This window comes from Amorphus suaedae, from assembly GCF_053629675.1.
Genome location: NZ_JBRJIT010000001.1, coordinates 827,719 through 854,514 on the forward strand (window position 1 = coordinate 827,719; position 26,796 = coordinate 854,514).

The following is a 26,796-nucleotide window of genomic DNA, read 5'->3' on the forward strand; positions in this document are numbered from 1 at the left end:
GCCTCGCCTTGCCGCCTGTGCGGAGTTCGCGTGTTGACGGATTATATACTTGGTGCATACGCTGTGTGAACCCAGAGGGCCCCAGCCGCGAGATCTCATGCAGCGACCGGAATGGATCATTGGCGTCGACGTCGGCGGCACCTTCACCGACCTCTACGCCTTCGAGCGCGCGAGCGGCCAGCTGGCCCTCCACAAGCGACCGAGCACCCCGGACAATCCGGCCGTCGCCATCCTCGAGGGGCTGCGCGAGCTGGCGGAGAAGGCCCGCTTCGACCCGGCGACCGTCGGCGTCCTCGCCCATGGGACCACCGTTGCGACCAACGCCCTGATCCAGCGGACCGGCGCGCCGGTCGCGGTCGTGACGACGCGCAATTTCCGCGACCTGCTGGAGATCGGCCGCCAGATCCGCCCCCGCCTCTACGATCTCAAGGCCGACCAGCCGGCCCCGCTCGCCGCCCGCGAACACCGCTTCGAGGTCGACGAGCGCGTCGGCGCCGATGGCGGCGTGGTGACGCCCCTCGACGCAGACAGCGTCGCGGCGGCGGTCGAAGCCGTGCGGGAGAGCGGCGCCGAGGCCTGCGCGGTCTGCTTCCTGTTCTCCTACCTCAACCCGGACCACGAGCGCGCCGTCGGCGCCAGCCTCGCCGCCGCCCTGCCGGACCTCTCGATCTCGCTGTCGTCGGACGTGCAGCCGGAGTTCCGCGAGTACGAGCGCTTCTCCACGACGCTGCTCAACGCCTACCTGCAGCCGCTCCTGAACCGCTACATGCGCCACCTGCAGTCGGAGCTGACCTCGCTCGCCCCCGATGCCCGGGTCGGCATCAACCAGTCGAGCGGCGGCCTGATGTCGCCCGAGCGCGCTCGCGAATATCCCGTCCGCACCGCGCTGTCGGGGCCGGCGGCGGGCGCCATGGGCGCGATCAGCACCGCGCGGAAGGCATCGCGCGGCAACATCATCACCCTCGACATGGGCGGCACCAGCGCCGACGTCACGCTGATCCGCGACTACCAGGTGAGCACCGCCTTCGACCGCGAGGTCGCCGGCTTCCCCGTGCGCCTGCCGATGGTGGACATCCACACCGTGGGCGCGGGCGGCGGCTCGGTCGCCTGGTTCGACCGCGACGGGCTGATGAAGGTCGGACCGAAGAGCGCCGGCGCCGTCCCGGGTCCGGCCTGCTACGGCCACGGCGGCACAGAGCCCACCGTCACCGACGCCAACGCCGTGCTCGGCCGGCTCTCCGAGCGCGGCCTCCTCGGCGGCACGATGACCCTCGACACCGAGGCCTCGCGCCGGGTGATCGCGCCGGTGGCCGAGCGGCTGGGCTTCACGCCGGAGCGCACCGCCCAGGGCATGCTCGACATCGTGACCGCCAACATGGTCCGCGCGATCCGGGCGATCTCGGTGGAGCGCGGCCATGATCCGCGCGACTTCGCGCTGATGCCGTTCGGCGGGGCCGGCCCGCTGCACGCGAACGCCTGCGCCAAGGCCCTCGGCATCCGCGAGATCGTCGTGCCCTACTCCCCGGGCATCCTCTGCGCCGAAGGCCTGCTGGTCGCCGACCTGTCGGAGAACTTGGTCCGCGGCCAGCGGTTCCGGCTCGACGACGCCGCAGGCGAGCGGATCGTCGCGCTCGCCGAGGACATGATGGCCGAGGCCGAGGCCTGGTGGACGCACGAGGACGTGGCGACCGACCGCCGCTCCCTGCAGGCGGTGGTCGACATGCGCTACGCGAGCCAGAACTACGAGCTGCGCGTGCCCGTGGAGACCGACGGCCTGACGCTCCGCCCGCCGGAGGTCGACACGCTGAGGGCCGCGTTCTTCGCCGCCCACGACCAGGCCTACGGCTTCCACAATCCCGACGACCCGGTCGACGTGGTCGCGGTTCGGCTCACCGCCATCGGCCGCCTGCCCTCGCCCGGAATGCCGAGCGCCGCCGACGATGCCACCACCACGCCCACGCCGGTCGAGGTGCGCGACGTGTGGTTCTTCGATCCCGACCCGGTCCACACCCCGGTCTACGACCGCGCCACCTTCGCGGCCGGAACGGTGATCGAGGGGCCGGCCGTCATCGACCAGTTCGACGCCACCACGCTTGTCTTCCCCGGCGACGTGGCGCGCGTCGACGATGCGCTGAACATCCTGATGGAGATCGCTCAGTGACCGACGCCGCCCCGCAGATCGATCCGATCACGCTCGAGGTCATGGCAAGCGCCATGCGCTCCGTCGTCGACGAGACCTTCATCGCGCTGATGAAGAGCGCCTACTCGACCAACATCAAGGAACGCCACGACCACTCCACGGCCATCTGCGACCGCGACGGGCGGCTGATCGTCCAGGCGGACATGTCGCTGCCGATCCATCTGGGCTCGATGACGGGCCTGATGAAGGCGGTGCTCGCCAAGGTGAAGCCCGAGGAGATCGAGGAGGGCGACATCTTCGTCGCCAACGACCCGCATGTCGCCGGCGGAACCCACCTGCCCGACATCAATTTCGCAGCCCCCGTGTTCTTCGAGGGCGAGCTGTTCTGCTTCGTCTGCAACATCGCCCATCACGCCGACATCGGCGGAATGGCGCCAGGCTCGATGGCGGGCGGCATGTCGGAGATCTACCAGGAAGGCCTGCGGATCCCGGTCGTCCGCCTGTTCCGCAAGGGCGTCCTGCAGACCGACCTCTTCGACCTGTTCCTGCTGAACGCGCGCATCCCCGACGAGCGCCGCGGCGACCACTACGCCCAGATCGCCGCCGCCCAGCTCGGCGTGCGTCGGGTGAAGGAGATCGCCGGGCGCTACGGCCTGCCGACCATGCGCGCCGCGTTCGACGACCTGATCGCCCGCACATACCGGCGGATGCGGTCGGCCATCGCGGAGATCCCGGACGGCGTCTACGCGTTCGAGGACGTCATGGACGACGACGGTCTCGGCACCCAGAACATCCCGATCCGGCTCCGGATCGAGGTTTCGGGCGACCGCGCGGTGTTCGACTGGCGCGGCTCGTCGCCCCAGGTGAAGGGCAACATCAACGTGCCCATCAACGCCACCCAGTCGGCCGTCGCCTACTCGCTGAAGGCGCTGCTCGACCCCGAGATTCCCAACAACCAGGGCGTCATCGACTGCTGCGAGCTCATCACCGACCCCGGCAGCATCGTCGACTGCGTGGCCCCCGCCCCGGTCGCCGCTCGTGCCCACACCTCGCAGCGGCTGATCGACATGATCATCGGAGCGCTGGCCCCGGCGCTTCCCGACCGCGCCGTCGGCGCCTCCAACGGCGCCAACACCACCGCCGTGTTCTCCGGCATCGATCCGCGCAGCGGCAAGCCGTATCTCTACCTGGAGACGCTGGCCGGCGGCTTCGGCGGACGCGACGACCGCGACGGCAAGGACGGTGTCCAGGTGCACATCACCAACACGTCCAACCTGCCCATCGAGGCGATCGAGACCGAGTATCCGCTGCGGGTGGTGGCCTACGAGATCATCCAGGATTCCGGCGGCGCCGGTACCTACCGCGGCGGCGGCGGCCTGCGCCGGGTCATCCAGCCCCTCGATCATGCCTGCACCTTCAACGGCGCCGGCGAGCGCTTCCTGAACGCGCCCTGGGGCGTTTTCGGCGGCGAGGAGGGCCGGCCCGGGCGCTTTGCGCTGCGCACGCCCGCCGGCGAGGAGCCGCTTCCCGTCAAACCGTCGTCGGTCGACATCGGCCCCGACGAGGTCGTCGTCATCGAGACGCCGGGATCGGGCGGCTACGGCCCGGCCGACCGGCGCGACCCCGCGCTGGTGGCCGAAGACGGCCGCTCCGGCAAGTTCTCGACCGAGTTTCTGAATCGCCACTACCCGCACGCGGGGGTGACGCGCTAACCTGCTCGCCAGACCAACAAAAACAGGGCTTCACCTTCCAGAACCAGGGAAACTCAAAGCAATGAAATATAAGGCACTTTCGACCCTCGCCGCCGTCGGCATCGTTCTCGCCGGAACGCCGGCCTTCGCCCAGACGCTGAATTGGGACCTCGTCAACGAGTACGATCCCAACTCGATCCACGCCCAGGTGTCCGACAAGTTCATCGAGGAACTGAAGGCCGACTCCAACGGCGAGATCAACGTCACGGCGCACCACGGCGCATCGCTCGGCTACAAGTCCGTCGACCAGTTCGACGCGGTCGGCGACGGCGCGGTCCAGGTGGCGACGTCCTACATCGGCGCCTGGGCGGGCATCGACCCGGTCTTCCTGCTGCCCTCGCTGCCGTTCCTGGCGCCCACCACCCAGGACACCTGGGCGCTCTACGAGGCGGCCAAGCCCTATTACGCCAAGGTTCTGGAAGCGAACAACCAGGTCCTGCTGTTCGCCAACCCGTGGCCGCCGTCGGGCATCTGGGCGAAGAAGCCGGTCGACAGCATGGAAGCCCTGAAGGGCCTTAAGATCCGCACCTACGATTCCAACGGCACGGTGACCATGCGCGCCGCCGGGGCCTCGCCCATCCAGCTGTCCTGGGCCGACGTGGTCCCGCAGCTCGCGACCAACGGCATCGACGCCGTCCTGACCTCGGCCGACGGTGGCGCCGCCGCGCATCTCTGGGAGCACCTGCCGGTGTTCACGGAAGTGAACTACGCGATGCCGCTGCAGATCATGCACATGAACAAGGACACCTACGACTCGCTGACGGACGCCCAGAAGGAAGCCGTGCTCAAGGCCGCCAAGGCGGCCGAGACCTACGGCTGGGATCTCCTCGCCGAGCGGGTGAAGAACAACTACAAGACCATGCGCGACAACGGCATGACCGTGGTCGAGGACGTGTCGCCGGAATACATCGCCGCCCTGACCAAGGCCGGCGAGGAGTCCATGAAGGACTGGAAGGCGAAGTTCCCGCAGGCAGACGAACTGTTGGCCAGCTACGAGACGGCCCGGCCGAAGCAGTAGCCCGGGCAGCCAGACGGGCCGTTGCGCACCCGCGCAGCGGCCCTTCTTCATTGGCCGGCACGTCCCCGCCTGGTGGCCGTCCTGCTCCTGGCTGTCACGGATACCGACCGCACCACGGGACCTCAGGTCCCGCGCGCCGCGTCCGTCCCGCCACGATCACGGCGTCCGAAGACCCGGAGCGATCATGCGCATTCTCCAGTTCGGAGTGTTTGCCCTCTCCCGCCTCTCGGCGGTGCTTGCCGCGCTCATCCTGATCGGCATGGTCGGCCACGTCCTGTTCGAGATCATCCTCAGGACGTTCTTCGCCACCTCGACGTTCGTGCTCTCCGAGTTCGTCGGATACGGCGTTGCGGCGGTGACCTTCCTGTCGCTCGGCTACGCGCTGGAGCACGGCAGCCTGATCCGGGTGAACCTGCTGATCGGCCGGCTCGAGGGACGGGCCCTGCGCGTGTTCGAATGCCTCAGCGCCCTCGGCGCGCTGTTCGTCGTCAGCGTGCTGATCCGCTTCTTCTGGATCAGCGTCGAGCGCAACTGGGTGCGCGGACGGGTGTCGAGCTCGATCGCCGAGGTACCTATGTGGATTCCCGAGGGGCTCGTGCTCGTCGGCCTCGCCGTGTTCTGGCTGCAGCTCGTCGCCTACTTCCTTCGTCAGGTCACCGACACGGCACCGCCGGTCGCGCCCGACGATGCCGGCATCCCTCAGGAATAGCGGAGCAGCTTCATGGATGCCGTGATCTCCGCCGCCGTCGTCCTGGCCCTGATCCTGATCTATCTCGGGCTCGGCATCTGGGTGTTCGCGGGCCTGTTCCTGGTCTCGATCACCGGCCTGGCGTTCCTCCTCGACATGAACCTGACGCGCATCGGCACGATCGCCGCGTCGATCAGCTACCGCTACGCCTCCACCTGGGAGCTGGCCGCCATCCCGATGTTCATCTGGATGGGCGAGATCATCTTCCGAACCGACATCTCCGACCGGCTGTTCCGGGGGCTGGCGCCGTTCGTCGACAAGATCCCGGGCCGCCTGCTGCACACCAACGTGCTCGGCTGCACGCTGTTTGCCGCCGTCTCGGGCTCCAGCGCGGCCACCGCCGCCACCATCGGCAAGATCACCACAACCGAGCTCGCCCGGCGCGGCTACGACCGGGACCTCTCGCTCGGGTCGCTCGCCGGCGCCGGCAGCCTCGGCCTGCTGATCCCGCCCTCCATCGTGATGATCGTCTACGGCATCCTGGCGGAGGTGTCGGTCAGCCGGCTGTTCGCCGCCGGCGTGCTGCCGGGGCTGATGATCGCCAGCCTCTACTCCGGCTGGATCATGATCCGCGCCCTCATCAACCCGGAGATCGCGCCGAAGGGCGCCGAGACCTACACCTGGCGCGACCGGGTGAAGGGGCTCGGCAACATCTTCCCGATCATCGTGCTGATGGGGATCGTGCTGGGCTCGATCTACAGCGGCGTCTCGACGCCCTCGGAGGCGGCCGCCGTCGGCGTGGCGGCGGCGCTCGTCCTCGCGCTGGTCATGGGACAGCTGACGTTCCGCCTGTTCGTCGAAACGCTGATGGGGACGCTGCGGACGAGCTGCATGGTCTGCATCATCCTCATTTCCGCGGCGTTCCTGTCGACGGCGATGGGCTACCTGCACGTCCCCGCGAACGTCGCCAAGGCGATCGCCGCGCTGGATCTGTCGCCGATCGGCCTGCTCATCGTCCTGTCGCTGTTCTACATCGTGCTCGGGCTGTTCCTCGACGGCATCTCGATCGTGGTGATGAGCCTGCCCATCACCCTGCCGCTCGCCATGCAGGCGGGCTTCGACCCGATCTGGTTCGGCATCTACCTCGTCATCATGACCGAGATGGGCCAGATCACGCCGCCGGTCGGCTTCAACCTCTTCGTGCTGCAGGGACTGACCGGCGATCCGATCGGCCGGGTGGCCAGGGCCTCGCTGCCGTTCTTCTTCCTCATGTGCCTCGGCGTGGCGATCATCGCCGTCTTCCCGGAGATCGCGCTGTGGCTGCCCCGTCTGCTGTACGGCTGATCCGAAAGCTTGCCATGACCACCATGACCTTCGACGCCCTCGCCGTCTCCGCGCAGCTCGCGGATGCCCTCGCCGCGCCCGGCCAGCCTTTGCCCGCCTTCGAGGCGGCCGACCGGATCGCCGCCGAGCTTCTCGGCCACCGCCTGTTCACCATCCTCGCCTTCCGCGCCGCGGCCGGCGAGGTCGAGCGCATGTACTCCAGCCGGCCGGCGGAATACCCGCTGCTCGGCCGCAAGAAGATGGGGCCGACGCCCTGGGGCGACGTCGTCCTGAAGGGCGGCAAGCCCTGGTTCGGCGCCTCCGCCGACGACATCCGCTGGGCGTTTCCCGATCACGAGCTCATCCTGTCGCTCGGCTGCGAAACGATCCTCAACGCCCCCGTCCGCTTCGACGGACGGACGCTCGGGGTGATCAGCGTGCTCGATGGGCCGGGCGCCTACGCGGAGGGCGACCTGGCGCTCGTCACCCTGATGGCGCCCCATCTGGCCGCCGCCCTGCTGCTTTCCGACCAGACACTCTAGGAGATCTCACGTGACATCCTTCATCTTCGAGAACGCATCGGTGCTGGACGTGGAGGCGGGAGACATCCTGCCGGACCGCACCGTGCTGGTCCGTGACGGACGCATCGCCGAGGTCTCGGACGCGAAGGTCTCGGCCTCCGATGCGACCCGCATCGATCTCAAGGGCAAGACGCTGATGCCCGGCCTGATCGACTGCCACGTCCACGTCACCGCGTTCACCGCCAACTTCGCCGAGCTCGCCCGCACCTCGCCCTTCTACGTCGCCGCCAAGGCCGGCGAGATCATGAACGGCATGCTGAAGCGCGGCTTCACCACCGTGCGCGACGTCGGCGGCGCCGACCACGGCCTGTCCCGGGCCGTCGAGGAAGGCGTGTTCGACGCGCCGCGCCTGCAGTTCTGCGGCAAGGCGCTGTCGCAGACCGGGGGCCACGGCGACGTCCGCGCTCCCGGCGTGGAGGCCTACGACACCGCCTACGCCCAGCCCGGCCTCGGCTACATCGTCGATGGCGTTCCGGAACTGCGCCGCGCCGCCCGCGGCGAGGTCCGCCGCGGCGCGCACCTGATCAAGATCATGGGCGGCGGCGGCATCTCCTCGCCCACCGACCGGATCACCTCCGACCAGTTCTCCGAGGAGGAGATCGCCGCGGTGGTCGAGGAAGCGGAGATGGCGAACCTCTACGTCGCCGTCCACGCCTACACCGCGCGCTCTATCGAGCGCTGCGTAAAGCTCGGCGTGCGCTCCATCGAGCACGGCAACCTCGCCACCGAGCAGTCGATCGCGCTGATGAAGAAGCACGGCGCGATCCTGGTGCCGACGCTGGCGATCTACCGGGCGCTCGTGGAGGAAGGCGTGAAGGCCGGCCTCCCCGAGGAGCTCGTCGACAAGACCTACGAGGTGCTGGACGCCGGCATCAACGCCGTCGAGATGGCCTACAAGGCCGGCGTGCCGATGGCCTACGGCACCGACCTGCTGGGCATCATGCACCGGCGCCAGCTGACCGAGTTCGGCCTGCGTGCCGAGGTCGTCAAGCCGGTGGACCTGGTGCGCGCCGCGACCATCAACGGCGCCCGCCTGATCCGGCGCGAGGCCGACCTCGGGCTGGTGCAGGACGGCTACCTCGCCGACATGATCGTGGTCGACGGCAACCCGCTCGACGACATCCGCATCATGGAGGATCCCGAGCGCTCGCCGAAGCTGGTCATGAAAGAAGGCAAGGTGTTCGTGAACCACCTGTAGACCGCACCGACACCCGGGCGGGGGTGGCGCCGCCTCCCGCCCGGTTCCGTCTCGCCGCTTTCGGGGAATGACGGGACCCGGTGGACGACGTAGACGGAGACGGCTTCGGCGGCACCCGCGCGCCAATGCGCCCCCGTCCTCGCCTCCACCCAAAGTTTATGCAACAAGGGCCCACCCGCTGCCCACGGTATGTTCCGCGCGGGAAATTGTGGCCCGATGCCGATGTGCTGGGGATTGCCCGCTTCGATCGTGATGGCTGGCGCCGGCACGCTCGCGACAGCCGCCACGATCCGAAGGCCGCTCGCGATTCCGCTGACCATCGGCTACTTCACGCTGATGGAGGGGCTGCAGGTGGCCGGCTACCTGGTCGTCGATCAGTGCGGCAGCGCGCTGAACCAGACGATCACCCTGCTCTCCTACCTCCACATCGTCTTCCAGCCGTTCGTCATCAACGCGTTCGCGATGGAACTGGTGCCCGCGCCGGTTCGTGCCCGGGCCCGGCTGACCGTCTACCTGCTGTGCGCCGCGTCGGCCGCCGTGATGCTGCTGCAGCTCTATCCCTTCGACTGGGCGGGCCTGTGCAGGCCGGGCAGCACGCTCTGCGGACCGGCGCTCTGCACCGTCTCCGGCACGTGGCACATCGGCTGGGACATCCCGTACAACGGGCTGATGGCGCCGTTCGAGCGCCTCGTGGGCTTTCACGCGGCCTTCCCCACCTATGCCCTCGCGATCTTCGTCCTGCCGCTCTTCTACGGGGCGTGGCGGTTCGTGATCTTCCACGCCATCTTCGGCCCGGTCCTCGTCAGCCTGCTCACCGACGATCCCAACGAGATGCCCGCGGTGTGGTGCCTGTTCTCCGTGGCGATCGTCGTGGCGAGCCTCAGTCCGTGGCTCTGGCGAAAGCTGGAGTGGCGGGCGCCGGCGATCTCCAGCGGCTGACGCCGTTCCCGTTCCGGGCGGCGGCGTCGCGGACGAGGAGAAGCGCGCAAGATCCTGTTTCCGAAGTCGTTTTCGGGAAGGACGGGCGGGGCCGCCGGGCCGGGAACGCCCCTCAGTCGCGCGACAGCGCCACCACCGGATCGAGCTGCGAGGCGCTGCGCGCCGGCAGGTAGCCGAACACCACGCCGATGGCCGTCGACGTCAGGAACGCCAGCACGATCGACGTCTGCGAGTAGACCAGGCTGAAGCTGGTCCCGAGCGCGGAGAACGCGACGCCGATCGACAGCGCCAGCGCGATCCCGAGCACGCCGCCGATCAGGCAGACCAGCACCGCCTCGATGAGGAACTGCTGAAGGATGTCGCTCTGCCGCGCCCCCACGGCCATCCGCACGCCGATCTCGCTGACCCGCTCCGACACCGACACCAGCATGATGTTCATGACGCCGATGCCGCCGACGATCAGCGAGATCACCGCGATCGCGGCGATCAGCAGCGTCAGGGTCTCCGTGGTCGAGGTGATCGTCTGGCGGATGTCGTCGGTGTTGAGAATGAAGAAGTCCTTCGACTTGTGGCGCAGCGTCAGGAACTGCACCACCGCCTGCTCGGCGAGATCGGTGGCGGTGTCGTCGGCAACCCGCACGGTGATGGAGCGGAGCGAGGTGTTGCCGAGGAAGCGGGCCTGCACGGTCTTGTAGGGCATGTAGAGCGACAGGTTGCTCGACGAGCCGAAGCCGCCCTGCTGCGCCTGCATCACCCCGACGATGCGGCACGGCACGGTGCCGACGAGGATCACCTTGCCGATCGGGTCGGTGCCGTCGCCGAACAGCGTCGACATGGTGTTGTCGTCGATGACGACGTCCTGGGCCATCTCCCGCGAGGCCTTCGCGTCGAAGAACTGGCCCTGGGCGAGCTTCGTGCCCTTCACGTCGAAATACTGCGCGCCGACGCCGTTCACCAGGGCGTTCGCCTCGAGCGTGCCGTAGCGCACGGTGCTGTTGGTCGACACGGTCGGCGTGACCGCCGCCACGTAGGGCTGCTGGGCGAGCGCGTCGGAATCGGCGATCACCAGCGTCTTCACCTTGCCAGAGCGGACGTCGCCGAAGCTCTCGCCGGGGAAGATCTCCAATGTGTTGGTGCCGAGGCTGGAGATGTTCTCCAGCACCTTCTGGCGCGACCCCTCGCCGAGCGCCACCACGCACACCACCGAGGCGATGCCGATGATGATGCCCAGCATCGTCAGGAAGGTGCGGAGCTTGTGGGCGCGCATGGAGAGCAGCGCCATGCGCAACGCCTCCCGGGCCCGGTCCGCGAGCGCGCCGATCCCGGCGCCGCGGCGGCGCGGGCCGGCCGGAGCCACCGCCGGCGCCGGATCCGCCGACCGGCCCGCGCCCTTCTCGGTACGGGTGTCGGAGATGATCTCGCCGTCGCTGATCTCGATGATGCGGTCGGCGCGCGCCGCCACGGCCGCGTCGTGGGTGACGATGACGACCGTCTTCCCCTCGGCGTGGAGTTCGTCGAGGATCTTGAGGACCTCCTCGCCGGACTGCTTGTCGAGGGCGCCGGTGGGCTCGTCGGCGAGGATCACCTCGCCGCCGTTCATCAGCGCCCGGGCGATCGACACGCGCTGCTGCTGCCCGCCGGAGAGCTGGCCGGGGCGGTGCTCGGTCCGCTCGCCCATGCCGAGCCGGTCCAGCAGGGCGCCGGCTTGCTCCTCCCGCTCGCGCGGAGAGCGGCCGGCATAGATCGCCGGGATCTCGACGTTGCCGAGCGCCGTCAGCTCGGCCAGCAGGTGATAGCGCTGGAAGATGAAGCCGAAATGCTCGCGGCGGAGCTCGGCGAGTTCGTCGGGATCGAGCTGCCCGGTTTCACGGCCGGAGATCGAGTAGCGGCCGGAGGTCGGCCGGTCGAGGCAGCCGAGGATGTTCATCAGCGTCGACTTGCCCGAGCCGGACGCGCCGATGATGGCGACCATCTCGCCCCTGTCGATCGTCAGGTCGACGTCCTTCAGGACGGCGAGCATGCGCTCGCCGGCGGGAAATTCGCGCCTGAGCTTTTCGACGACGATCAGCGGCTCGCCCACGGCAGCTAGAACCCCATCGGCGAGCGGGGACCGCGCCGGCCCCCGCCCCTCGCGCCGGCCGCGCCAACACCCAGCTCTCCCGTCACGACCCGGTCGCCCTCCTCAAGCCCGGAGATGACCTCGGCGGTGACGTTGGTGTTGAGGCCGATCCCGACCTTGCGCGCGCTCACCTGCCCGTCGGCGCCGAGCACCCGCACCTGGTAGGTGCCGTCGGCGTTGCGGCTGGTGAGGGCGGCGGACGGGATCGTCAGCGCGTCCTTCGCCTCGCCGACGACGATGTGCACCTCCGCCGTCATGTAGGTCCTGAGCCGGCCGTCCGGGTTGGGAACGTCGAAGATGCCGTTGTAGTAGATCGCCGACGAAGAGGACGACGACGACGAACTGGCCGAACTGCTCGACGTCGAGACGGCGCTGTCGCTGGTGATCGTCTCCGGCGCCGGCTCGATCTGCGAAAGGGTCGCGTCGTAGCGGGTGTCCGGATCGCCCAGGATGGTGAAATAGATCGGCTGGCCGGGCCGCACCTTCACAACGTCGACCTCGGAGATCTCGGCGCGCACCCGCATCGTGTCGAGCTGGCCGAGGATGACGATGGTCGGCGCCGACTGGGACGCGTTGACCGTCTGCCCCTCCTGGGTCACCACCCAGAGCACGGTGCCGGAAATCGGCGCGGTGATGCGCGTGTAGTCGAGGTCGACCTTGGCCGTCTCGACGGCCACCTCGGCCTCGGAGATCTGCGCCTTCAGCGCGGCGATCTGCGCCTTGGTGGCGGCGAGCGACTCCATCGCCGTCTCGAACTCGTCGCGCGAGGTGGCGTTCTGCTTGAACAGCCGCTCCTGCCGCCCGAGCGAGGATTCCGCATAGGTCAGGTTGGCGGTCTTCTCGTCGAGCTGCGCCCGCATGTTGTCGAGCTGGGCCTCGGAGGTCCTGAGGGCGTTCTCCTGGGTCACGGAATCGATCTGCGCGATCAGGTCGCCCTCGGCCACCGTGTCGCCGACCTTCACGTCGACCGAGGTCACGCGCCCGGAGACCTGGGCGCCGACCGCCACCAGCTTGACGGGCTTGAGGGTGCCGGTGGCGAGCACCGTCAGCTCGATGTCGCCGCGCGTCACCGGGACGCTCAGCACCGTCGGCGCCTCCTCGGCAAAAACCCTTGGATAGAGGTACCAGCCCGCCGCGCCGCCCGCGATCAGCAGGACGAGCAGGACCCAGAGAAGCCGCCGCCGGCGCGGTCTGCGCGATGCCGCCATCACGACCGTCCCGGAAGGATCGACCGCGGCGCCCCCTTCCCGGCCGACGCGGGCTGCAGGGCGGGCGCGACCGGCGGCAGCAGCGGCTTCGCAAGGCGCGGCCCAGTGTTCTTGTCGACCACTTCGGGTGTCGACGTGTCGACCGTTCCGCTCCAGCCGCCGCCCAGCGCCTTGTTGAGGGCGATGTAGTCGGTGGCGATGGCAACCCGGCTCTGGATCAGGGAATCCTCCGCGGAATAGAGCGACCGCTCCGCGTCCAGCACGTCGAGGAAGCTCGACGCGCCGGTCTTGTAGAGCGACTGGGAGAGCGACGCGGCGCTGCGGTAGGAGGCGGCCGACGAGGCAAGCTTCTGCCGCCGGATGCGCTCCTGGGCGAGCGCCACGACGGCGTTCTCGACGTCCTCCAGCGCGGTCAGCACCGACGAGAAATAGGCGAGGTAGTACTCGTCGCGCACCGCCTTCGCGGCATCGACGGCGGCCTTCAGCTGACCGGCATTGAACACCGGCACGGAGAGCGACGGCCCGAACGACCAGCTGATGCTGGAATTCTGCGCGAGGTCGCCGATCTCCACGCCAGACGTCGAGATCGCTCCGGTGAGGCTGACGCTCGGATACCGCGCCGCCTGCGCCTGGCCGACCCGCGCCGTGTACTGCGCCAGCTGGCGCTCGGCGAGCCGCACGTCCGGACGGGCGAGCAGAATGTCGGCCGGGATGCCGGTGGGCACCGGCAGCTTGGGCGACGGGATCGGCTTCGGCTTCTTCATCCGTTCGGCAACCGCGTTCGGCGCCTGGCCGAGCAGCACGCCGAGCCGGTGCACGGTCTCGGCGTAGGAGGCGCGCAGGGTCGGGATGTTGGCTTCCGTGCTCGACGCCTGCCCCTCGGCGTTGGCCACATCGAGACCGGAGGCGCTTCCCTCGCGGAACTTGGTGCGCGTCAGGCCGGACGTTTCGCGCTGGGAGGACGCGGTGCGCTGGGCGAGCGCGATGCGCGCCTGGTAGCCGCGCGCCATCACGTAGTTCTCGGCGACATCGCCGATCAGGGTCAGCAGCGTGTTGCGCAGCTCTTCGGATGCCGCGTCCAGCCCGTACTTCGCCGCCTCGACGGCGCGGCGGTTGGCGCCGAACAGGTCGAGCTCCCAGCTGGCGTCGAAGCCCGCTTGGTACTGGTCGAACGCGCCCCGCACGGTGACGTCGCCGCCGCTGGAGACGTTCGACCCGTTCTTGGCGCGGGTGTAGGAGCCCGAGCCGTCGACCGACGGGAACAGCGTGCCCACCTCCTGGCGGTAGGTCGCCCGCGCCTCGCGGATCTTCGCCTTGGCGGTGCGCACGTCCAGATTGCTCGCGACCGCCTCTTCGATCAGGGCGGTCAGCAACGGATCGTCGAACCGCGTCCACCACTCCGACAGCTCCGGCGGCTTCTCCGTCGTCACCGAACCGATGTGCGTCCACTGGGCCGGCACCGCCAGCAGCGGCGTCTGGTAGTCGGGTCCGACCGCGCAGCCGGCGAGCGCAGCCGAGGCCGAGACGACGAGCAGGAGCCGGCGGGCGTGGCGCGACGTCCGCGACGGGGCAGCGGAAGCAGATACTGTTACTGGGCGGGTCATGCCGGTCCGTGTCTCGTCTTCAAGGGATGTCGGGTGCCAGGAGCAAATCGGCAGTATCTCGGTCTAGCTTGCGTCAGCCCCGGTCATGTCGGTCCGGCGGGCGAACATCCGCCGCACCGCCACGAAGAGAAGCGGCGCAAAGAAGATGCCAAGCAGGGTCGCCGCGATCATCCCGCCCATCACGCCGATACCGATCGAGTTCTGGCTGCCCGATCCCGCGCCGGTCGCAATGGCAAGCGGGGTCACACCGAGGATGAACGCGAACGAGGTCATCAGGATCGGTCTGAGCCGTTGCCGCGACGCTTCCAGGGTCGCGGTGATCAGTCCCTTGCCCTGTTTCTGCCCGTCGATCGCGAACTCGACGATCAGGATGGCATTCTTCGCCGCGAGACCGATCGTGGTGAGGAGGCCGACCTTGAAATAGACGTCGTTCGACTGGCCAAACAGCGTCGCCGCCAGCAAGGCACCGAAAATTCCGATCGGCACGGTCAGGACGACGGCAAGCGGGGTCGTCCAGCTCTCGTAAAGCGCCGCCAGCGCAAGAAACACGACGAGGAGCGAAATGGCGTAGAGCGAGAGCGCCTGGCTGCCGGCGAGTTGCTCCTGGTGGGAAAGTCCGGTCCACTCGAAATTGAAGCCTTCCGGCAGGCTGTTCACGATGCGGGTCACTTCGTCCATCGCGTCGCCCGAACTCACGCCGCTTCCGGCCGAGCCCTGGATCTCCACCGCCGAAAGCCCGTTGAAGCGCTCCAGTCGCGGCGAGCCGTAGGTCCATGAGCCTGTCGCAAAGGCGGAGAACGGGACCATCGCCCCGTCTTGGTTGCGGACATACCAGCGGCCGATATCCTCCGGCTGCATGCGAGCCCCCGCCTCGCCCTGCACGTAGACCGGCTTGATTCGCGTTTCATAGATGAAGTCGTTGACATAGTTGCCGCCCCACGCGGTCGACAATGTGGCGTCGATGTCGGCCAGCGCCAGCGAGAACGCGCTCGCCTTCTCCTGATCGATGTCGACGTGAAACTGGGACGTGTCCTCCTGGCCGTTCGGGCGGGTGCTCGTCAGGAGCTGGCTCTGGGCCGCCTGCCCGAGCACCTGGTTGCGCGCGTCGATGAGCGCCGCGTGGCCGGCACCCCCGGCGTCCTGGAGATAGAAATCGAAGCCGCCGGAGGTTCCGAATCCCTGGATCGGCGGCGGTGCGAGCGCGAAGACCTGGCCCTCCTTGAACTGCGAGAATGCCGCCATGGCGCGGCCCGCCACCGCCTGGGCCGTCGCTGCCTTGCCGGTCCGGTCGTCGAAATCCTTCAGCTTCACGAAGGCAAGGCCAACGTTTTGCCCCTGGCCGCCGAAGCCAAATCCGACGGTCGACAGGATGCCGTCGACGTAATCGCTCTCCTGATCGAGGTAATAGTCGGTCACCTTGTCCAGGACGCGCTGCGTGCCCTCCTGGGTGGTGCCCGGGGGCATCTGCACGCTGGTCAGCAGGATTCCCTGGTCCTCTTCAGGCAGGAACGAGCTTGGCAGGTCCATGAACAGAACGCCCGCCCCGGCCACGAACAGCAGGAAGACGATCAGGAACCGCGCCGGCCGGTTGAGCACGCCCCCGACAGACGACTGATAGGCGCGCGTCGTACGGTCGAAGTTCCGATTGAACCAGCCGAAAAAGCCGGTCTGCTTGTGGCGTGCCGATGCCGGCTTGAGCATCGTGGCGCAGAGCGCGGGCGTCAGGATCAGGGCCACCCCGACCGACAGGACCATCGCGGAGACGATCGTCACCGAAAACTGGCGATAGATGATGCCGACGGAGCCGGAGAAGAACGCCATCGGCACGAACACCGCCGAAAGCACCGTGGCGATGCCGATCAGTGCCCCGGTGATTTCGTTCATCGACTTGATCGTCGCCTCCTTCGGCGACAGTCCCTCCTCCTCCATCACCCGTTCGACGTTCTCCACCACCACGATGGCATCGTCGACCAGCAGCCCGATCGCCAGCACCATGGCGAACATGGTCAGCGTGTTGATCGAATAGCCGGCCAGCGAGAGGATCCCGAACGTCCCCAGCAGGACGACGGGGACGGCGATCGTCGGGATGAGCGTCGCCCGGAGGTTCTGCAGGAAGAGGAACATGACCAGGAAGACGAGCACGATCGCTTCGAACAGCGTCCGCACCACTTCCTCGATGGAAAGCTCGACGAACGGCGTCGTGTCGTAGGGATAGACCACCTCGACGCTGGCGGGCATCGTGCGGGCCATCGCGTCGATCTCCGCGCGCACCGCCTCGGCGGTGCTGATCGCGTTGGCGCCCGTCGCCAGGCTGATGGCGAGACCCGCCGCCGGCATGCGGTTGAACTTCGCCGCGGTATCGTAGCTCTCCGCGCCGATCTCGACCGTCGCAACGTCGTTGAGGCGGACGAGTGAGCCGCCGGACGTGCTCTTGAGAATGATGTTCTCGAATTCGGCCACCGTGGTGAGCCGGCTTTTCGCCGTCAGCGTGACGTTGAGCTGCTGGCCCTTGGATTGCGGCATGCCGCCGATCTGGCCTGCCGAAACCTGGGTGTTCTGGGCCTCGATGGCGCTCGTCACGTCGCTCGGCATGAGCGCGTACTTTTCGAGCTTGTCCGGATCGAGCCAGACGCGCATGGCGTAGCCGGAGCCGAACAGCCGTGTGGATCCCACCCCGGCGATGCGCTTCAGACTGTCCTCCAGCGTACCGCTCACGTAATCGGCGATGTCGGTCGACGTCATCGACCCGTCGGTCGAGACGAAGCCGATCACCATCGCGAAGCTGTCGGAGGATTTCGTCACCGTCACGCCGGTGTTGCGGACCGCCTGGGGAAGCTGCGATTCCACCAGCTGCAGCTTGTTCTGCACCTGCATCTGCGCGACGTCGGGATCGGCATCGTTCGTAAAGGTCAGCGTGATCGACGAGCTGCCGGTCGAGGTCGACGACGAGGTCATGTAGTCGAGATTGTCGATGCCGGTCATGCCCTGCTCGATCACCTTGGTGACCGAGTTCTCGACCGTTTCCGCATCGGCGCCGGTATAGGTGGCGCTGACGCTGACGGTCGTCGGCGAGATCTGCGGGTACTGCGAAATCGGCAGCGTGTAGACGGCAAGCAGACCGCCGAGCATCACGACGATCGCGATGACCGCTGCGAAGATCGGCCGCTCGATGAAGAAGCGCGACATGGAGATCCTTAACGCTTGCCGGACGGCGGCGACGTTGCCTCGCCGGCAACGGGTTTGACCTCACCGGTCACCTCATCCAGCTCGACCTCGGTCACCTTCACGGTCTGGCCGTCCTCGACCGAGGCTGCGCCCTCCACCACCAGCCGGTCACCGTCGGAAACGCCGCTGTCGACGAGCCAGTCGTTGCCGACGGACCGCTGCACGCTCAGCGTTCGACGCTCCGCCTTTCCATCGGCATCCACGAAAAGGGCGGTCGCCTCGCCGCTCCGATTGTGGCTGACCGCGCGCTGGGGAAGCAGATAGCTGCCCTCCGACACGCCCTCCTCGAGGCTTCCGCGCACGTACATGCCGGGCAGAAGCAGCCGGTCGGGGTTTGGAAATTCGGCGCGCACGGTGAAGGTGCCGGTCTGCTCGTCGATCACCGAGTCCCTGAACTCCAGCTCGCCCACATGGTCGTAGATCGAGCCGTCCTCAAGCTTCAGCTTCACCGCGATGTCCTCGCCGGACGTGGAGATCCGACCCTCCGTGACGGCCCGACGAAGCTTCAGGAGGTTCGTGCTCGACTGGGTCACGTCCACGTTGATCGGGTCGAGCGTCCGGATGGTCGTCAGCTCGGTCTCCTGATTGGCGGTCACGAGCGCCCCCACGGTGACGCTCGACACGCCGATCCGCCCGCCGATGGGCGCCCGGACGGTGGTGTGGTCGAGATTGATCTTGGCGGTCTCGACGTCCGCCCTGGCGGACGCCACGTCGGCCTTCGCCTGCAGAAGCTCCGACTGCGCGTCGTCGACCTCCTGTTTCGACACGGCGCTCTGCCGGACGAGGTTTTCGTAGCGCTCGACTTTCGCCTGGGCGCTCGGGACCACCGCCTCGCTCTTCTGCAGCACCGCGCTCGCCGCGTCGTACGACGCCTGATAGGTTGACGGATCGATCTGGTAGAGGACGTCGCCGGCCTCGACCTCGCTCCCCTCCTTGAAGAGGCGCTCGCGAATGATGCCGCCGACCTGGGGCCTTACCTCGGCCACGAGCGAAGCCGCGGTTCGCCCCGGCAGTTCCGCCGTGATCGTGACCGATTTCGGATGAAGGACGACGACGCTGACCTCATGCACCATCTCGCCCTTGCGCGGCGCGCCTTCGGTTTGGTCGTTGCATCCGGAAAGCGCCCCGGAAACCGTCAGCAGCAGCCCCACAAGGGCCGCGCGACGACAGCGAGGAAAGCGCCCGGAGCCCCGCTCGGCCGTCGATCTTGTGAGGAATGAAACCAATGTGCACCTATTTACGAAACTAAAGGGTACCCTTAATATTCGGATGCACTCAAGTCAATCGAGAGTGGGAACGCGCGGATGGGCACGCGCCCTACGCAGGGCACGGTGAGGAGAACGGAAATCGTTGCAGAGAAGACCGTGGGCCGGCGTCCGCGCGGGCGGCCGAAGGTGCGGCCCGATAGCGAACAGAGCGAAACGATCATCCGCTCGGCGCAGGCGCTGTTCGTGGCAAGGGGCTACGGGCAGACCACGATGGATGACATCGCCGCGCACTGTAACGTCTCGAAACGGACGATCTACCGGCTGTTTGCCGGCAAGAGCGAGCTGTTCGCCGCGATCGTGCGGATGCACCGACCGTCCATGCTGGATCTTCCGGGCGACTACGAGGGGATGGCCGCCGGCGAGGCCCTTGAGCGCATCTTCCGGATCGATCTGGATCCCGAGGCGGAGATGGAGAGACTGGCGCTTCTTCGGCTCGTGCACGTGGAATCGGCGCAGTTTCCCGAGTTGCACGAGATCATGACGCGCGAAGGCGCCGTCGTTTCACATGCCGATCTGGCGGCGTGGCTCGCCGCGCGAACTGCAGCCGGCGAACTGGCGGTCGACGACGCCGGCGTCTGCGCCCGCATTCTGATGGACATGATCTTCGGGGCGCTCGCGATGAAAGGGCCGGACTTTCCGGGAACGCCGGTGGGCCCTGACCGCGCCCGTCACCTGCGGCGGTGCATCTCGATCTTCCTGCACGGGGTGGCGCGCGACGGATAGCCCCGGCGATGCCCCGGAGGGCGTCGCCTGGTGCTCGGTCGCGACGATCGTCGGCCCGTCAAGCCGCGCCCGATCGGCGGCCCGACATACCACCGCACGGAAGACGCGGGGCGACGAGCCCCCCGGAGCGCGCCGCCGCGCCTCAGAACCGGTAGCCGAACCTCAGCGATCCGCCGTGGGACTGGTAGCCGTCGGCGAAGGCGCCGTCATACTGCAGCTTGAGCTGCATGCCGTGCACCTTCTGCATGTCGATGCCGGCGGTGACCCGGCCCACCGTGTCGTTGATCGGCATGACGGTGGTGAACTGGTCCATGGCGGTGATGCCGGCGAAGCGGGCCTTCGATTCCCACTGGTCGTCGGACAGGAACGACACGCCCAGCCCCGCGAACAGCCGCGCCGGCAGGTCGGCGGACATGTCGAGGCGGCGACCGAACTCCACCCCCGGCGTGACCGCGAACACCGTCTTGGTGGCGTCGTCGACGATCAGGTTGAGGGCGCCGGCGCCGGTCTCGGTGTAGCCCTTCTGGTGCACCGTGATCACGTCGAGATCGACCATCGGCCGCATGTAGAAGCGCTCGTCGAATGCGAATTCGTAGGACGCGCGCGCCCGACCGAAGGCGAACGCTGAGGACGGCTCGGCCTCGGCCACCGTCGACAGCGTGCCGAGCGCCAGGTAGCGCGAGGAATCGCCCCACGTGTAGCCGGCGCCGCCGGCCAGCGCGAACAGCCAGGAGCCCACCTCCTTCTTCAGCGCCGCGGCGGCGGTGAACGAGTTGGCCTCCACCTTCTCGGTGCCGGCGTCGTTGCGCAGCCAGGAATCCTCGTAGGTCAGGCTGCCGCCGAGGAACCAGCCGTCGCCCAGCGCCTTCTGGCCGCCGGCGGCAAAGCCCGTGGTCTGCTGGGAGAAGCCGGAGGTGTCGACGGTCGGGTCCTGCTCGGCGCGGCTTCCCAGGAAGCGGCCCCAGACGCATTCGCCCTCCTGGATCGTCGCGCCGGTGGTGAAGGCGGGGCACGACATCACGCTGCTGGCCGCCGCCATGGCGCTCTGGGGGGCGCCGGCCGGGGCCGCCGCCGTCGTCTGGGAGGCCGCCACGATCAGCATCTGCTCGAAGGTCGACGGCGTGGCCGCATGGAAGGCCGCGAACGCCTGGGCGATGGACGGGCCGCCGTCGCCGGTCGCGACCGTCGAGGCGCTGCCGTCGGCGAGGTTGTTCCAGGCGCTCTGCAGCCCGCGCGAGACCTCCGCCGCGTTGCTTCCCATGGCGACGCCGGTGCCCTCGAAGGTGGCGCTCTTTACCTGGAAGCCCTTCCAGCCGGTGTCGGACGTGGTCACGTCGGTGAACCGGTAGACCAGCGTGGGAAGCACCGACAGGTCGCTGAGGTCGGTGCCCTCGACGCGGACGAAGTCGGTGCGGACGTTGGGCAGCATGGCGTAGGGGTTGAGGATGGTGCCCCAGGTGCCGGCGAAGTCGCCGCGCACGACGAGCTGGTCGCCGGTGCGCTTCTCCATGTCCACGTTGAGGCCGTCGATCAGGCCGCCGCGACTGGAGGTGGCCGTCCGCCAGTCCTTCCGGTCGGTCCCGTCGAAATAGCTGACCGGCGTGAAGGTCCGCGCCATGCCGGCGTCGTCGACATCGAAGGCGCTGCCGGTGTCGGTCGTGCCGATGCCGATGAGATCGCCGGTGACCGTCGTCGTCATCGTCCGGTTGGAGCCGCCGAGACTGATGGTGCCGGCGTTCAGCACCGCGTCGAGATCGGCGATCGCGCCGGTCGCAAACGTTCCGGTGCCCTGGTTGACGAACAACGCCTGGCCGGCGAAGTCGGCGGTCTGGCCCTGGGTCACGCTGGCGACCGTGTCGGGGTCGAGTTGCTCGGAGGCGTCGGCGAACTTGTAGCGCACCACGTTGCCGGTGACCGTGCCCGAGTTGTCGAGTTTCACCGACGTCGAGATCGCGCCGGAGGCGAAGATCGCGCCGCCCGCGTAGACGCCTCCCGACCCGGCCGCCTGAGAGCCGGTGACCACGCCGCCGGAGCCGACGGTAACGGTCAGCGCGGTACCCGTCGCCTGGCCCCAGATCGCCCAGGCGGTCGGATCGCTGACCGTGACGCTGCCGTTGACGGTGACCGACACCGAGCCGGTCTGGATGTTCCCGAGGGCCTGGTCGTCCTGCGGATTGTTGAAGCGTCCGAGCGAACCCGCGTAGGTCTTGCCGTCGCGGGTGAAGATGCCGCCAGATCCGGCGACCGCCTGGGCGATGATGCCGTGGGCGTATTTGCCCGATGTCGCGATGGATCCGTCGACGCTCACGGTGACGGTGCCCGTGCTCTCCGCCACGCCGGTGCCGTTGCTGTAGTAGTATTTCGTCCCGCGGGTCTCGCGGTTGGAGTTGTAGTAGCCGTAGATCGGCGTGAGCGCCAAGGTGAGGTCGGCCGCGACGCCGCCGCCGCCGGAGACGGTCTGCGCAAGGATGCCCACGGCGCCGTCGCCACTGGTTACAATGGTGGCGCCCGCTTCCACGGTCACGCTGGCGCTCTTGGCGCTGTTTGGCGCCTGGTTCTGAACGAACCTGACCGCGTCGAAGCTGGTGGCCGAGGCCGCGACGAAACCGCCGCCGCCGCTGATGGACTGGGCGACGATGCCGACCGCCCGGATTCCGCCGGTCGTCAGCGATCCCGCATGATCGACGGTGACCGCTTCGCCATGGGAGGCGCCGTTGCCGCTGCCCCCGCCGAACGTCACGCTGATGACGTCGGCGATGGTGTCGTCGTTGACCGCATAGTAGGTGCCGAGCGCGATGCCGGCGATGCCGCCACCGCCGCCGATCGACTGGGCAATCACACCATTCGAATTGTCGCCGGTGGTCTTGATCGTGGTGCCGGCCAGGGTGTTGACGGTCACGGCCGAGGCGTCGCCAGATGCTCCCGACGTGGCGCCCAGCTTCACGTTGACCTTGTCCATGGCGTAGCCGGTGACGATGCCGACGCCGCCGCCGCCCCCGATCGACTGGGCGATCACGCCAGGCGCGGAGAAACCCGACGTGTAGGTGTTGGCGGCATAGACGATGACCGTGCCGCCCTGGCCGAAGCTGCCGCCGCTTGCGCCGAAGGAGATCGTCGCGATGTCGAGATCGACATCGGCATCGGGGAGGTCCAGGTCGGCATCGTTGACGCTGGAGGAGACCGAGACGGCACCACCGCCGCCGCCGATCGACTGAGCCAGCACGCCGGCGGAGAAGGAGCCTGACGTGGTCGTCGTCCCTTTGGAGACGTTCGTGTTGCCGAGCTTGGCATTGCCCACGACCACCTGACCGCCGTCGCCGCCCGCGCCACCCGATGCGCCCGTGTTGGCGGTGAGCGTCGTGGTCACGTCGAAGCCGGGATTCAGCTTCACCCAGTCCTTGAAGGACTTTTCGGTTTCCTTCTTGAACTCGAACGCATGGCCGATCGAACTGGTGCCGGAACCGCCCTGGCCGCCGCCGCCGCCGACCGACTGGGCGACGATGCCGGACGAGGAATCGCCGGTCGTGGTAATGGTGCCGTTGTTCCAGGCGTAGACGCTGCCGCCGTCGCCGCCCTTGCCGCCAGTGGCGCCGATGCCCACGGTCAGCGAGTTGTCGGCGTCGTTGTCGCCGGAACCGCCGCCGCCTTCGCCGCCGCCGCCGCCGATCGAGTGGACGACGAGGGCCGGCGAGGTGGAGCCGCCGGTGGTGATGGAGCCGGTGTCGGCGATCCCGCCGGACGCCGTTCCGCCGTCGCCGCCGCCGCCGGCCGTGCCGCCGATCGACAGGCCGAGCGTGACGGTGGAATCGCCAAAGGTCGAGACGCTGTCGGTCTCGCCGGTTCCGCCGGCGCCGCCGCCGCCGCCGATCGACTGCACCAGCATGCCGTCGGAGAAGGCGCCGGAGGTCGCGATCGCACCGTAGGTGTGGGCGTATGCCGTGCCGCCGTCACCGGGCGTGCCGCCGCCGCCGCCGATGGAGAATTTGAGCGTGGTGGTGACGGAGTCGCCCTTGGCGCCTTCGCCCTGGCCAGCGGTCGCCTTGTCGATCACGCTCTGCAGCGTGGCGGTCGCCGCCGCCGCCGTGGAGTCGCCACCGGCGCCGCCACCGCCACCGACTGACTGCACGTGGACGCCGATCGACCCGTCATTCTTGGTGGTGGCCGACGCCCCTTTCTCGATGATCGCCTTGGCCTCGCCGCCATCGCCGCCCCCGCCACCGTTGCCGCCGTGGGAGATCGAGACGGACATGGCGAAGCTGTCGCCCTTTTCGTCGAACGGCAGGCCGGCGGCGAGCGAATGGGCGGTGGAGACGCCGCCCTGACCGCCGCCGCCACCGATCGACTGCACGATGATGGCCGCCGAATCGTAGCCGCTGGTCGCGATCGAACCGCTGTGCTTCACGTAGGCCGTGCCGCCGCCGCCGCCATCGCCACCACCGCCGCCGCTCGCGATGGAGATGTCGAAGGTTTTGCCCGCCGACGAGGACTTGGCGGCTCCGCCGCTGCCGCCGCCGCCGCCGATCGACTGGACGAGAATTCCGACGCCGTTGGTTCCGGAGGTGGTGATGGAGCCTGCCGAAGACGTGACGACCTTCGCCTCGCCTCCCGAGCCGCCATCGCCGGCGTACCCGCCGATCGCATCGGAGAAGCCGACGCCCCAGGCGGTCGCCTTGCCGCCGGCGCCGCCGCCGCCGCCGATGGACTGGGCGACGATGCCGGTGGCGTAGTCGCCGGTCAGGGTGATCGCGCCCTCGTCGAGGACATAGACGGTGTTGCCGTCGCCGCCGCTGCCGCCGGTCCCGCCGACCGCGACGAAGAGGCCCTTGCGGTTGCGGCCGGTGCCGCCGCCGCCGCCGATGGACTGGGCGACGATGCCGTGCGCCTCGGAGCCGTAGGTGGTTAGCGCGGCGTAGTTGCGGACGTAAGTCGTGCCGCCATTGGAGCCGCTGCCGCCGGACTTTCCGCTGCCGCCGATGCCGCCGATGGCACCGTGGCCGGTGTTGTCGCCGCCACCTCCGCCGATCGACTGGGCGAGGATCGCGATGCCGCCGCCCGCGTCGACATTGGTGCCGTCGGCGCTCTTCGCCGCCGCGCCGGAGGCGTAGCCGCCGTAGGTGGTGATCGAGCCGTGGTTGATCACGGTGACGCCGTAGGCGTTCGAGCTGCCGGACGGGCCGCCGATGGTCTGGGTCGGGGAAGAGGTGGTAACGGCGCCGTAGCTGTCGGTCGAGACGTTCGAATAGGAGGTCAGCGCGCCGCCGCCGCCGCCGATCGACTGAGCGATGATGCCGTGGGAATCGACACCGTAGGTCTTGATGGCGCCGGTGTTGGTGACGGTCACCGTGCTTGAGGTGTTCGACGCCGGATTGCCGTCGCCCCATTGGAAGGAAGAGTCCTTCGACCAGATGAAGATACCGCCACCGGCGCCGGCCGAAACGGCGGCGATGCCATGCGAATGGTTGCCCTTGGTGGTGATGGCGAAGTCGTTGGTGACCTTCACGTCGCCGGCGACGCCGCCCTTGCCGGAACCGTTCGAGGTGGCCGTCGAGGAGAGATTGCCGAGACCGCCGAGAGAGACGGCGACGATGCCGCTGGAGTGGTTGCCGGCCGTCTGGATCGCTCCGCCGCCGGACAGCGAGACGGTGGCCGTACTTGCCCCGCCGCCGGACCTGGAGGCGTCATACGCATCGAGGCTGGTGCCGCCGTAGCTGGCCGCCAGGACGCCGACTGAATAATCGCCGCCCGTTTTCAGGAGCGTGGCGGACGTCCCGTAGACCTTGAGCGTCGCGGTATTGCCGTCGCCCCCGTCGAAGCCCGCACCGGACCCGTTGTTGGTCACCGTGCCCTGGCCGCCGTAGCTGATGGCGGCAAGTGCTGCTCCGCTGTTGCGGGTGAGGAAGCCCCACTCCTTGCCCACTTTGCCCGGCACGGTGGTGGTGACGGAGCCGGCGAACGGGGTCGATGACGATCCGAGCGTCAGGGTGACGGCGCCAGCCTGCCCCCCCTTTCCTCCGGTCGAGCCAGTGAACACGGCGTTGTTCGGGCTGTTGCCGCCGTAGGAGGCGGCGAGGATGCCGCCGCCGGCACTCGTGGAGGCGATCGACGAGACGTCGCCGGAGACGGTGACGGTCGTGGTCCCGCCGCTGCCGCCCGTCTCCGCCCACGAGGCGCCGCCGCGGCTGATGGCGACGATGGCGAAGCCGTCGGCCGAGATGTTCTTTGTGGTCGAGACGCTGACCGCACCGCCGTCGCCGCCGTCGGCGCCGACATAGGCGCTGCCGCCGGCGCTGACGGCATAGATCCCGCTGCCGGGAGCACCGGTGATCGCTCCGTTGTTGACGATCGTGACGGTGCCGCCTACGCCGCCGGGATATTTCGACCGGTCGTCGCTCTTGCCGCCCTGGCCGAAATTCGAGTTGCCGCCGACCGAGATCACGCGGATGGCCTCGTCGTGCGTCAGAATCGCGTGGTAATAGTTGGTTCCGTAGAGATAGGAGCCGGTGAACGAGATCATCGGCGACACCCTGGCCGCCTCATTCACGTCGATCGCCGCCGTGTTGGTGACCTTGATATTGAGGCCGGGCACGCCGCTGGTGGGCGGGAATGGATACTGCTGCTTGTAGTTCTGCGGATTGGAGTACCAGGTCAGTGCGCCGCCGTAGGCGTATTGCGGGGTGGTGACCGTCGAACTGGACGAGATGGTGCAGTCGAACGTCGTCGTCGGGATGCCGGGGGGGCCGGAGGCATACTTGGGAAACTTGAAACTGTCGGTCGACGACGGGCTGCACGTCGCCTGCGCGTAGGCGCGCGAATAGACCGGGATGGGCATGCCGGCGAAGGTGCCGGCGAGCGCGGTCGACTGGAACAAGAGCGACGACGCGACGCGCCGGATCCGCGTGCGGTGGCTGCGGGCTTTGGGGGCGCTGGCGGGAGCCGCGGCGGAAGGGGCATCGCGGCTGCTGCCGACGTCCGTATCCTGCGCCTCGGCAGATGTCCCCGTGTCTCGCATGC

At 68.5% G+C, this 26,796-nt stretch carries 15 protein-coding genes; 9 read left to right on the forward strand and 6 right to left on the reverse strand.

All coding sequences use genetic code 11. The annotated features are described in order from the left end of the window. Window positions 1–97: 97 nt before the first annotated feature. From AB7M35_RS03695 to AB7M35_RS03730, 8 genes are all read left to right on the forward strand, one after another. Window positions 98–2,161, forward strand: a complete 2,064-nt coding sequence (locus tag AB7M35_RS03695; protein ID WP_453957373.1) for a hydantoinase/oxoprolinase family protein — start codon at window positions 98–100, stop codon at window positions 2,159–2,161. After that, the gene (locus AB7M35_RS03700) at window positions 2,158–3,852 is read left to right on the forward strand and encodes a hydantoinase B/oxoprolinase family protein (RefSeq protein ID WP_453957374.1); all 1,695 of its coding nucleotides are present in this window, start codon (window positions 2,158–2,160) and stop codon (window positions 3,850–3,852) included. The genes AB7M35_RS03695 and AB7M35_RS03700 overlap by 4 nt, the downstream gene beginning before the upstream one ends. Window positions 3,853–3,913: 61 nt before the next feature. Beyond that, window positions 3,914–4,909: a TRAP transporter substrate-binding protein gene (locus tag AB7M35_RS03705; protein ID WP_453957375.1), complete on the forward strand. Its 996-nt coding sequence runs from the start codon at window positions 3,914–3,916 to the stop codon at window positions 4,907–4,909. A 184-nt stretch (window positions 4,910–5,093) separates the two neighbouring features. Continuing rightward, complete coding sequence (locus AB7M35_RS03710) at window positions 5,094–5,618, forward strand: TRAP transporter small permease subunit (RefSeq protein WP_453957376.1); 525 nt, start codon at window positions 5,094–5,096, stop codon at window positions 5,616–5,618. Window positions 5,619–5,630: 12 nt separating this feature from the next. Next, the gene (locus tag AB7M35_RS03715) at window positions 5,631–6,941 is read left to right on the forward strand and encodes a TRAP transporter large permease (protein ID WP_453957377.1); all 1,311 of its coding nucleotides are present in this window, start codon (window positions 5,631–5,633) and stop codon (window positions 6,939–6,941) included. Between the two features lie 14 nt (window positions 6,942–6,955). Next, on the forward strand, window positions 6,956–7,462 hold the full coding sequence (locus AB7M35_RS03720) for a GAF domain-containing protein (RefSeq protein WP_453957378.1): 507 nt from the start codon (window positions 6,956–6,958) through the stop codon (window positions 7,460–7,462). 10 nt (window positions 7,463–7,472) lie between these two features. Continuing rightward, the gene (locus AB7M35_RS03725) at window positions 7,473–8,699 is read left to right on the forward strand and encodes an amidohydrolase family protein (protein ID WP_453957380.1); all 1,227 of its coding nucleotides are present in this window, start codon (window positions 7,473–7,475) and stop codon (window positions 8,697–8,699) included. A gap of 216 nt (window positions 8,700–8,915) precedes the next feature. Beyond that, entirely contained in the window at window positions 8,916–9,638 is a 723-nt protein-coding gene (locus AB7M35_RS03730; RefSeq protein WP_453957382.1) for a DUF5765 domain-containing protein, read from the forward strand. A gap of 112 nt (window positions 9,639–9,750) precedes the next feature. Here AB7M35_RS03730 and AB7M35_RS03735 read toward each other — a convergent pair whose 3' ends face one another. The 5 genes from AB7M35_RS03735 to AB7M35_RS03755 form a co-directional block, all read right to left on the reverse strand. After that, window positions 9,751–11,718 carry a MacB family efflux pump subunit gene (locus AB7M35_RS03735; protein WP_453957383.1) on the reverse strand — a complete coding sequence of 656 codons (1,968 nt, stop codon included), beginning with the start codon at window positions 11,716–11,718 and terminating at the stop codon, window positions 9,751–9,753. A 5-nt stretch (window positions 11,719–11,723) separates the two neighbouring features. Further along, window positions 11,724–12,965, reverse strand: coding sequence for an efflux RND transporter periplasmic adaptor subunit (locus tag AB7M35_RS03740; RefSeq protein WP_453957384.1), 1,242 nt, complete (start codon window positions 12,963–12,965; stop codon window positions 11,724–11,726). Continuing rightward, window positions 12,965–14,569: an efflux transporter outer membrane subunit gene (locus AB7M35_RS03745; RefSeq protein WP_453957386.1), complete on the reverse strand. Its 1,605-nt coding sequence runs from the start codon at window positions 14,567–14,569 to the stop codon at window positions 12,965–12,967. Before AB7M35_RS03745 ends, AB7M35_RS03740 begins: the two co-directional genes overlap by 1 nt. 63 nt (window positions 14,570–14,632) lie before the next feature. Continuing rightward, window positions 14,633–17,755 (reverse strand): efflux RND transporter permease subunit, encoded by a 3,123-nt coding sequence (locus AB7M35_RS03750; RefSeq protein WP_453957387.1) that lies wholly within the window; start codon window positions 17,753–17,755, stop codon window positions 14,633–14,635. An 8-nt stretch (window positions 17,756–17,763) separates the two neighbouring features. Then, window positions 17,764–18,867 carry an efflux RND transporter periplasmic adaptor subunit gene (locus tag AB7M35_RS03755; protein WP_453957389.1) on the reverse strand — a complete coding sequence of 368 codons (1,104 nt, stop codon included), beginning with the start codon at window positions 18,865–18,867 and terminating at the stop codon, window positions 17,764–17,766. A 231-nt stretch (window positions 18,868–19,098) separates the two neighbouring features. Here AB7M35_RS03755 and AB7M35_RS03760 point away from each other — a divergent pair, with 231 nt between their 5' ends. Next, on the forward strand, window positions 19,099–19,785 hold the full coding sequence (locus AB7M35_RS03760) for a TetR/AcrR family transcriptional regulator (protein ID WP_453957391.1): 687 nt from the start codon (window positions 19,099–19,101) through the stop codon (window positions 19,783–19,785). Between the two features lie 142 nt (window positions 19,786–19,927). Here AB7M35_RS03760 and AB7M35_RS03765 read toward each other — a convergent pair whose 3' ends face one another. Continuing rightward, window positions 19,928–26,794 carry an autotransporter outer membrane beta-barrel domain-containing protein gene (locus AB7M35_RS03765; RefSeq protein ID WP_453957392.1) on the reverse strand — a complete coding sequence of 2,289 codons (6,867 nt, stop codon included), beginning with the start codon at window positions 26,792–26,794 and terminating at the stop codon, window positions 19,928–19,930. Window positions 26,795–26,796: the final 2 nt, after the last annotated feature.

Excerpts from the sequence above, each read along its gene's own strand:
- AB7M35_RS03695 (WP_453957373.1), top strand. The coding sequence starts at position 98 with ATGCAGCGACCGGAATGGATCATTGGCGTCGACGTCGGCGGCACCTTC.
- AB7M35_RS03705 (WP_453957375.1), top strand. The coding sequence starts at position 3,914 with ATGAAATATAAGGCACTTTCGACCCTCGCCGCCGTCGGCATCGTTCTC.
- AB7M35_RS03710 (WP_453957376.1), top strand. The coding sequence starts at position 5,094 with ATGCGCATTCTCCAGTTCGGAGTGTTTGCCCTCTCCCGCCTCTCGGCG.
- AB7M35_RS03715 (WP_453957377.1), top strand. The coding sequence starts at position 5,631 with ATGGATGCCGTGATCTCCGCCGCCGTCGTCCTGGCCCTGATCCTGATC.
- AB7M35_RS03720 (WP_453957378.1), top strand. The coding sequence starts at position 6,956 with ATGACCACCATGACCTTCGACGCCCTCGCCGTCTCCGCGCAGCTCGCG.
- AB7M35_RS03730 (WP_453957382.1), top strand. The coding sequence starts at position 8,916 with ATGCCGATGTGCTGGGGATTGCCCGCTTCGATCGTGATGGCTGGCGCC.
- AB7M35_RS03740 (WP_453957384.1), bottom strand. The coding sequence starts at position 12,965 with ATGGCGGCATCGCGCAGACCGCGCCGGCGGCGGCTTCTCTGGGTCCTG.
- AB7M35_RS03745 (WP_453957386.1), bottom strand. The coding sequence starts at position 14,569 with ATGACCCGCCCAGTAACAGTATCTGCTTCCGCTGCCCCGTCGCGGACG.
- AB7M35_RS03750 (WP_453957387.1), bottom strand. The coding sequence starts at position 17,755 with ATGTCGCGCTTCTTCATCGAGCGGCCGATCTTCGCAGCGGTCATCGCG.
- AB7M35_RS03755 (WP_453957389.1), bottom strand. The coding sequence starts at position 18,867 with ATGGTGCATGAGGTCAGCGTCGTCGTCCTTCATCCGAAATCGGTCACG.
- AB7M35_RS03760 (WP_453957391.1), top strand. The coding sequence starts at position 19,099 with ATGGGCACGCGCCCTACGCAGGGCACGGTGAGGAGAACGGAAATCGTT.
- AB7M35_RS03765 (WP_453957392.1), bottom strand. The coding sequence starts at position 26,794 with ATGCGAGACACGGGGACATCTGCCGAGGCGCAGGATACGGACGTCGGC.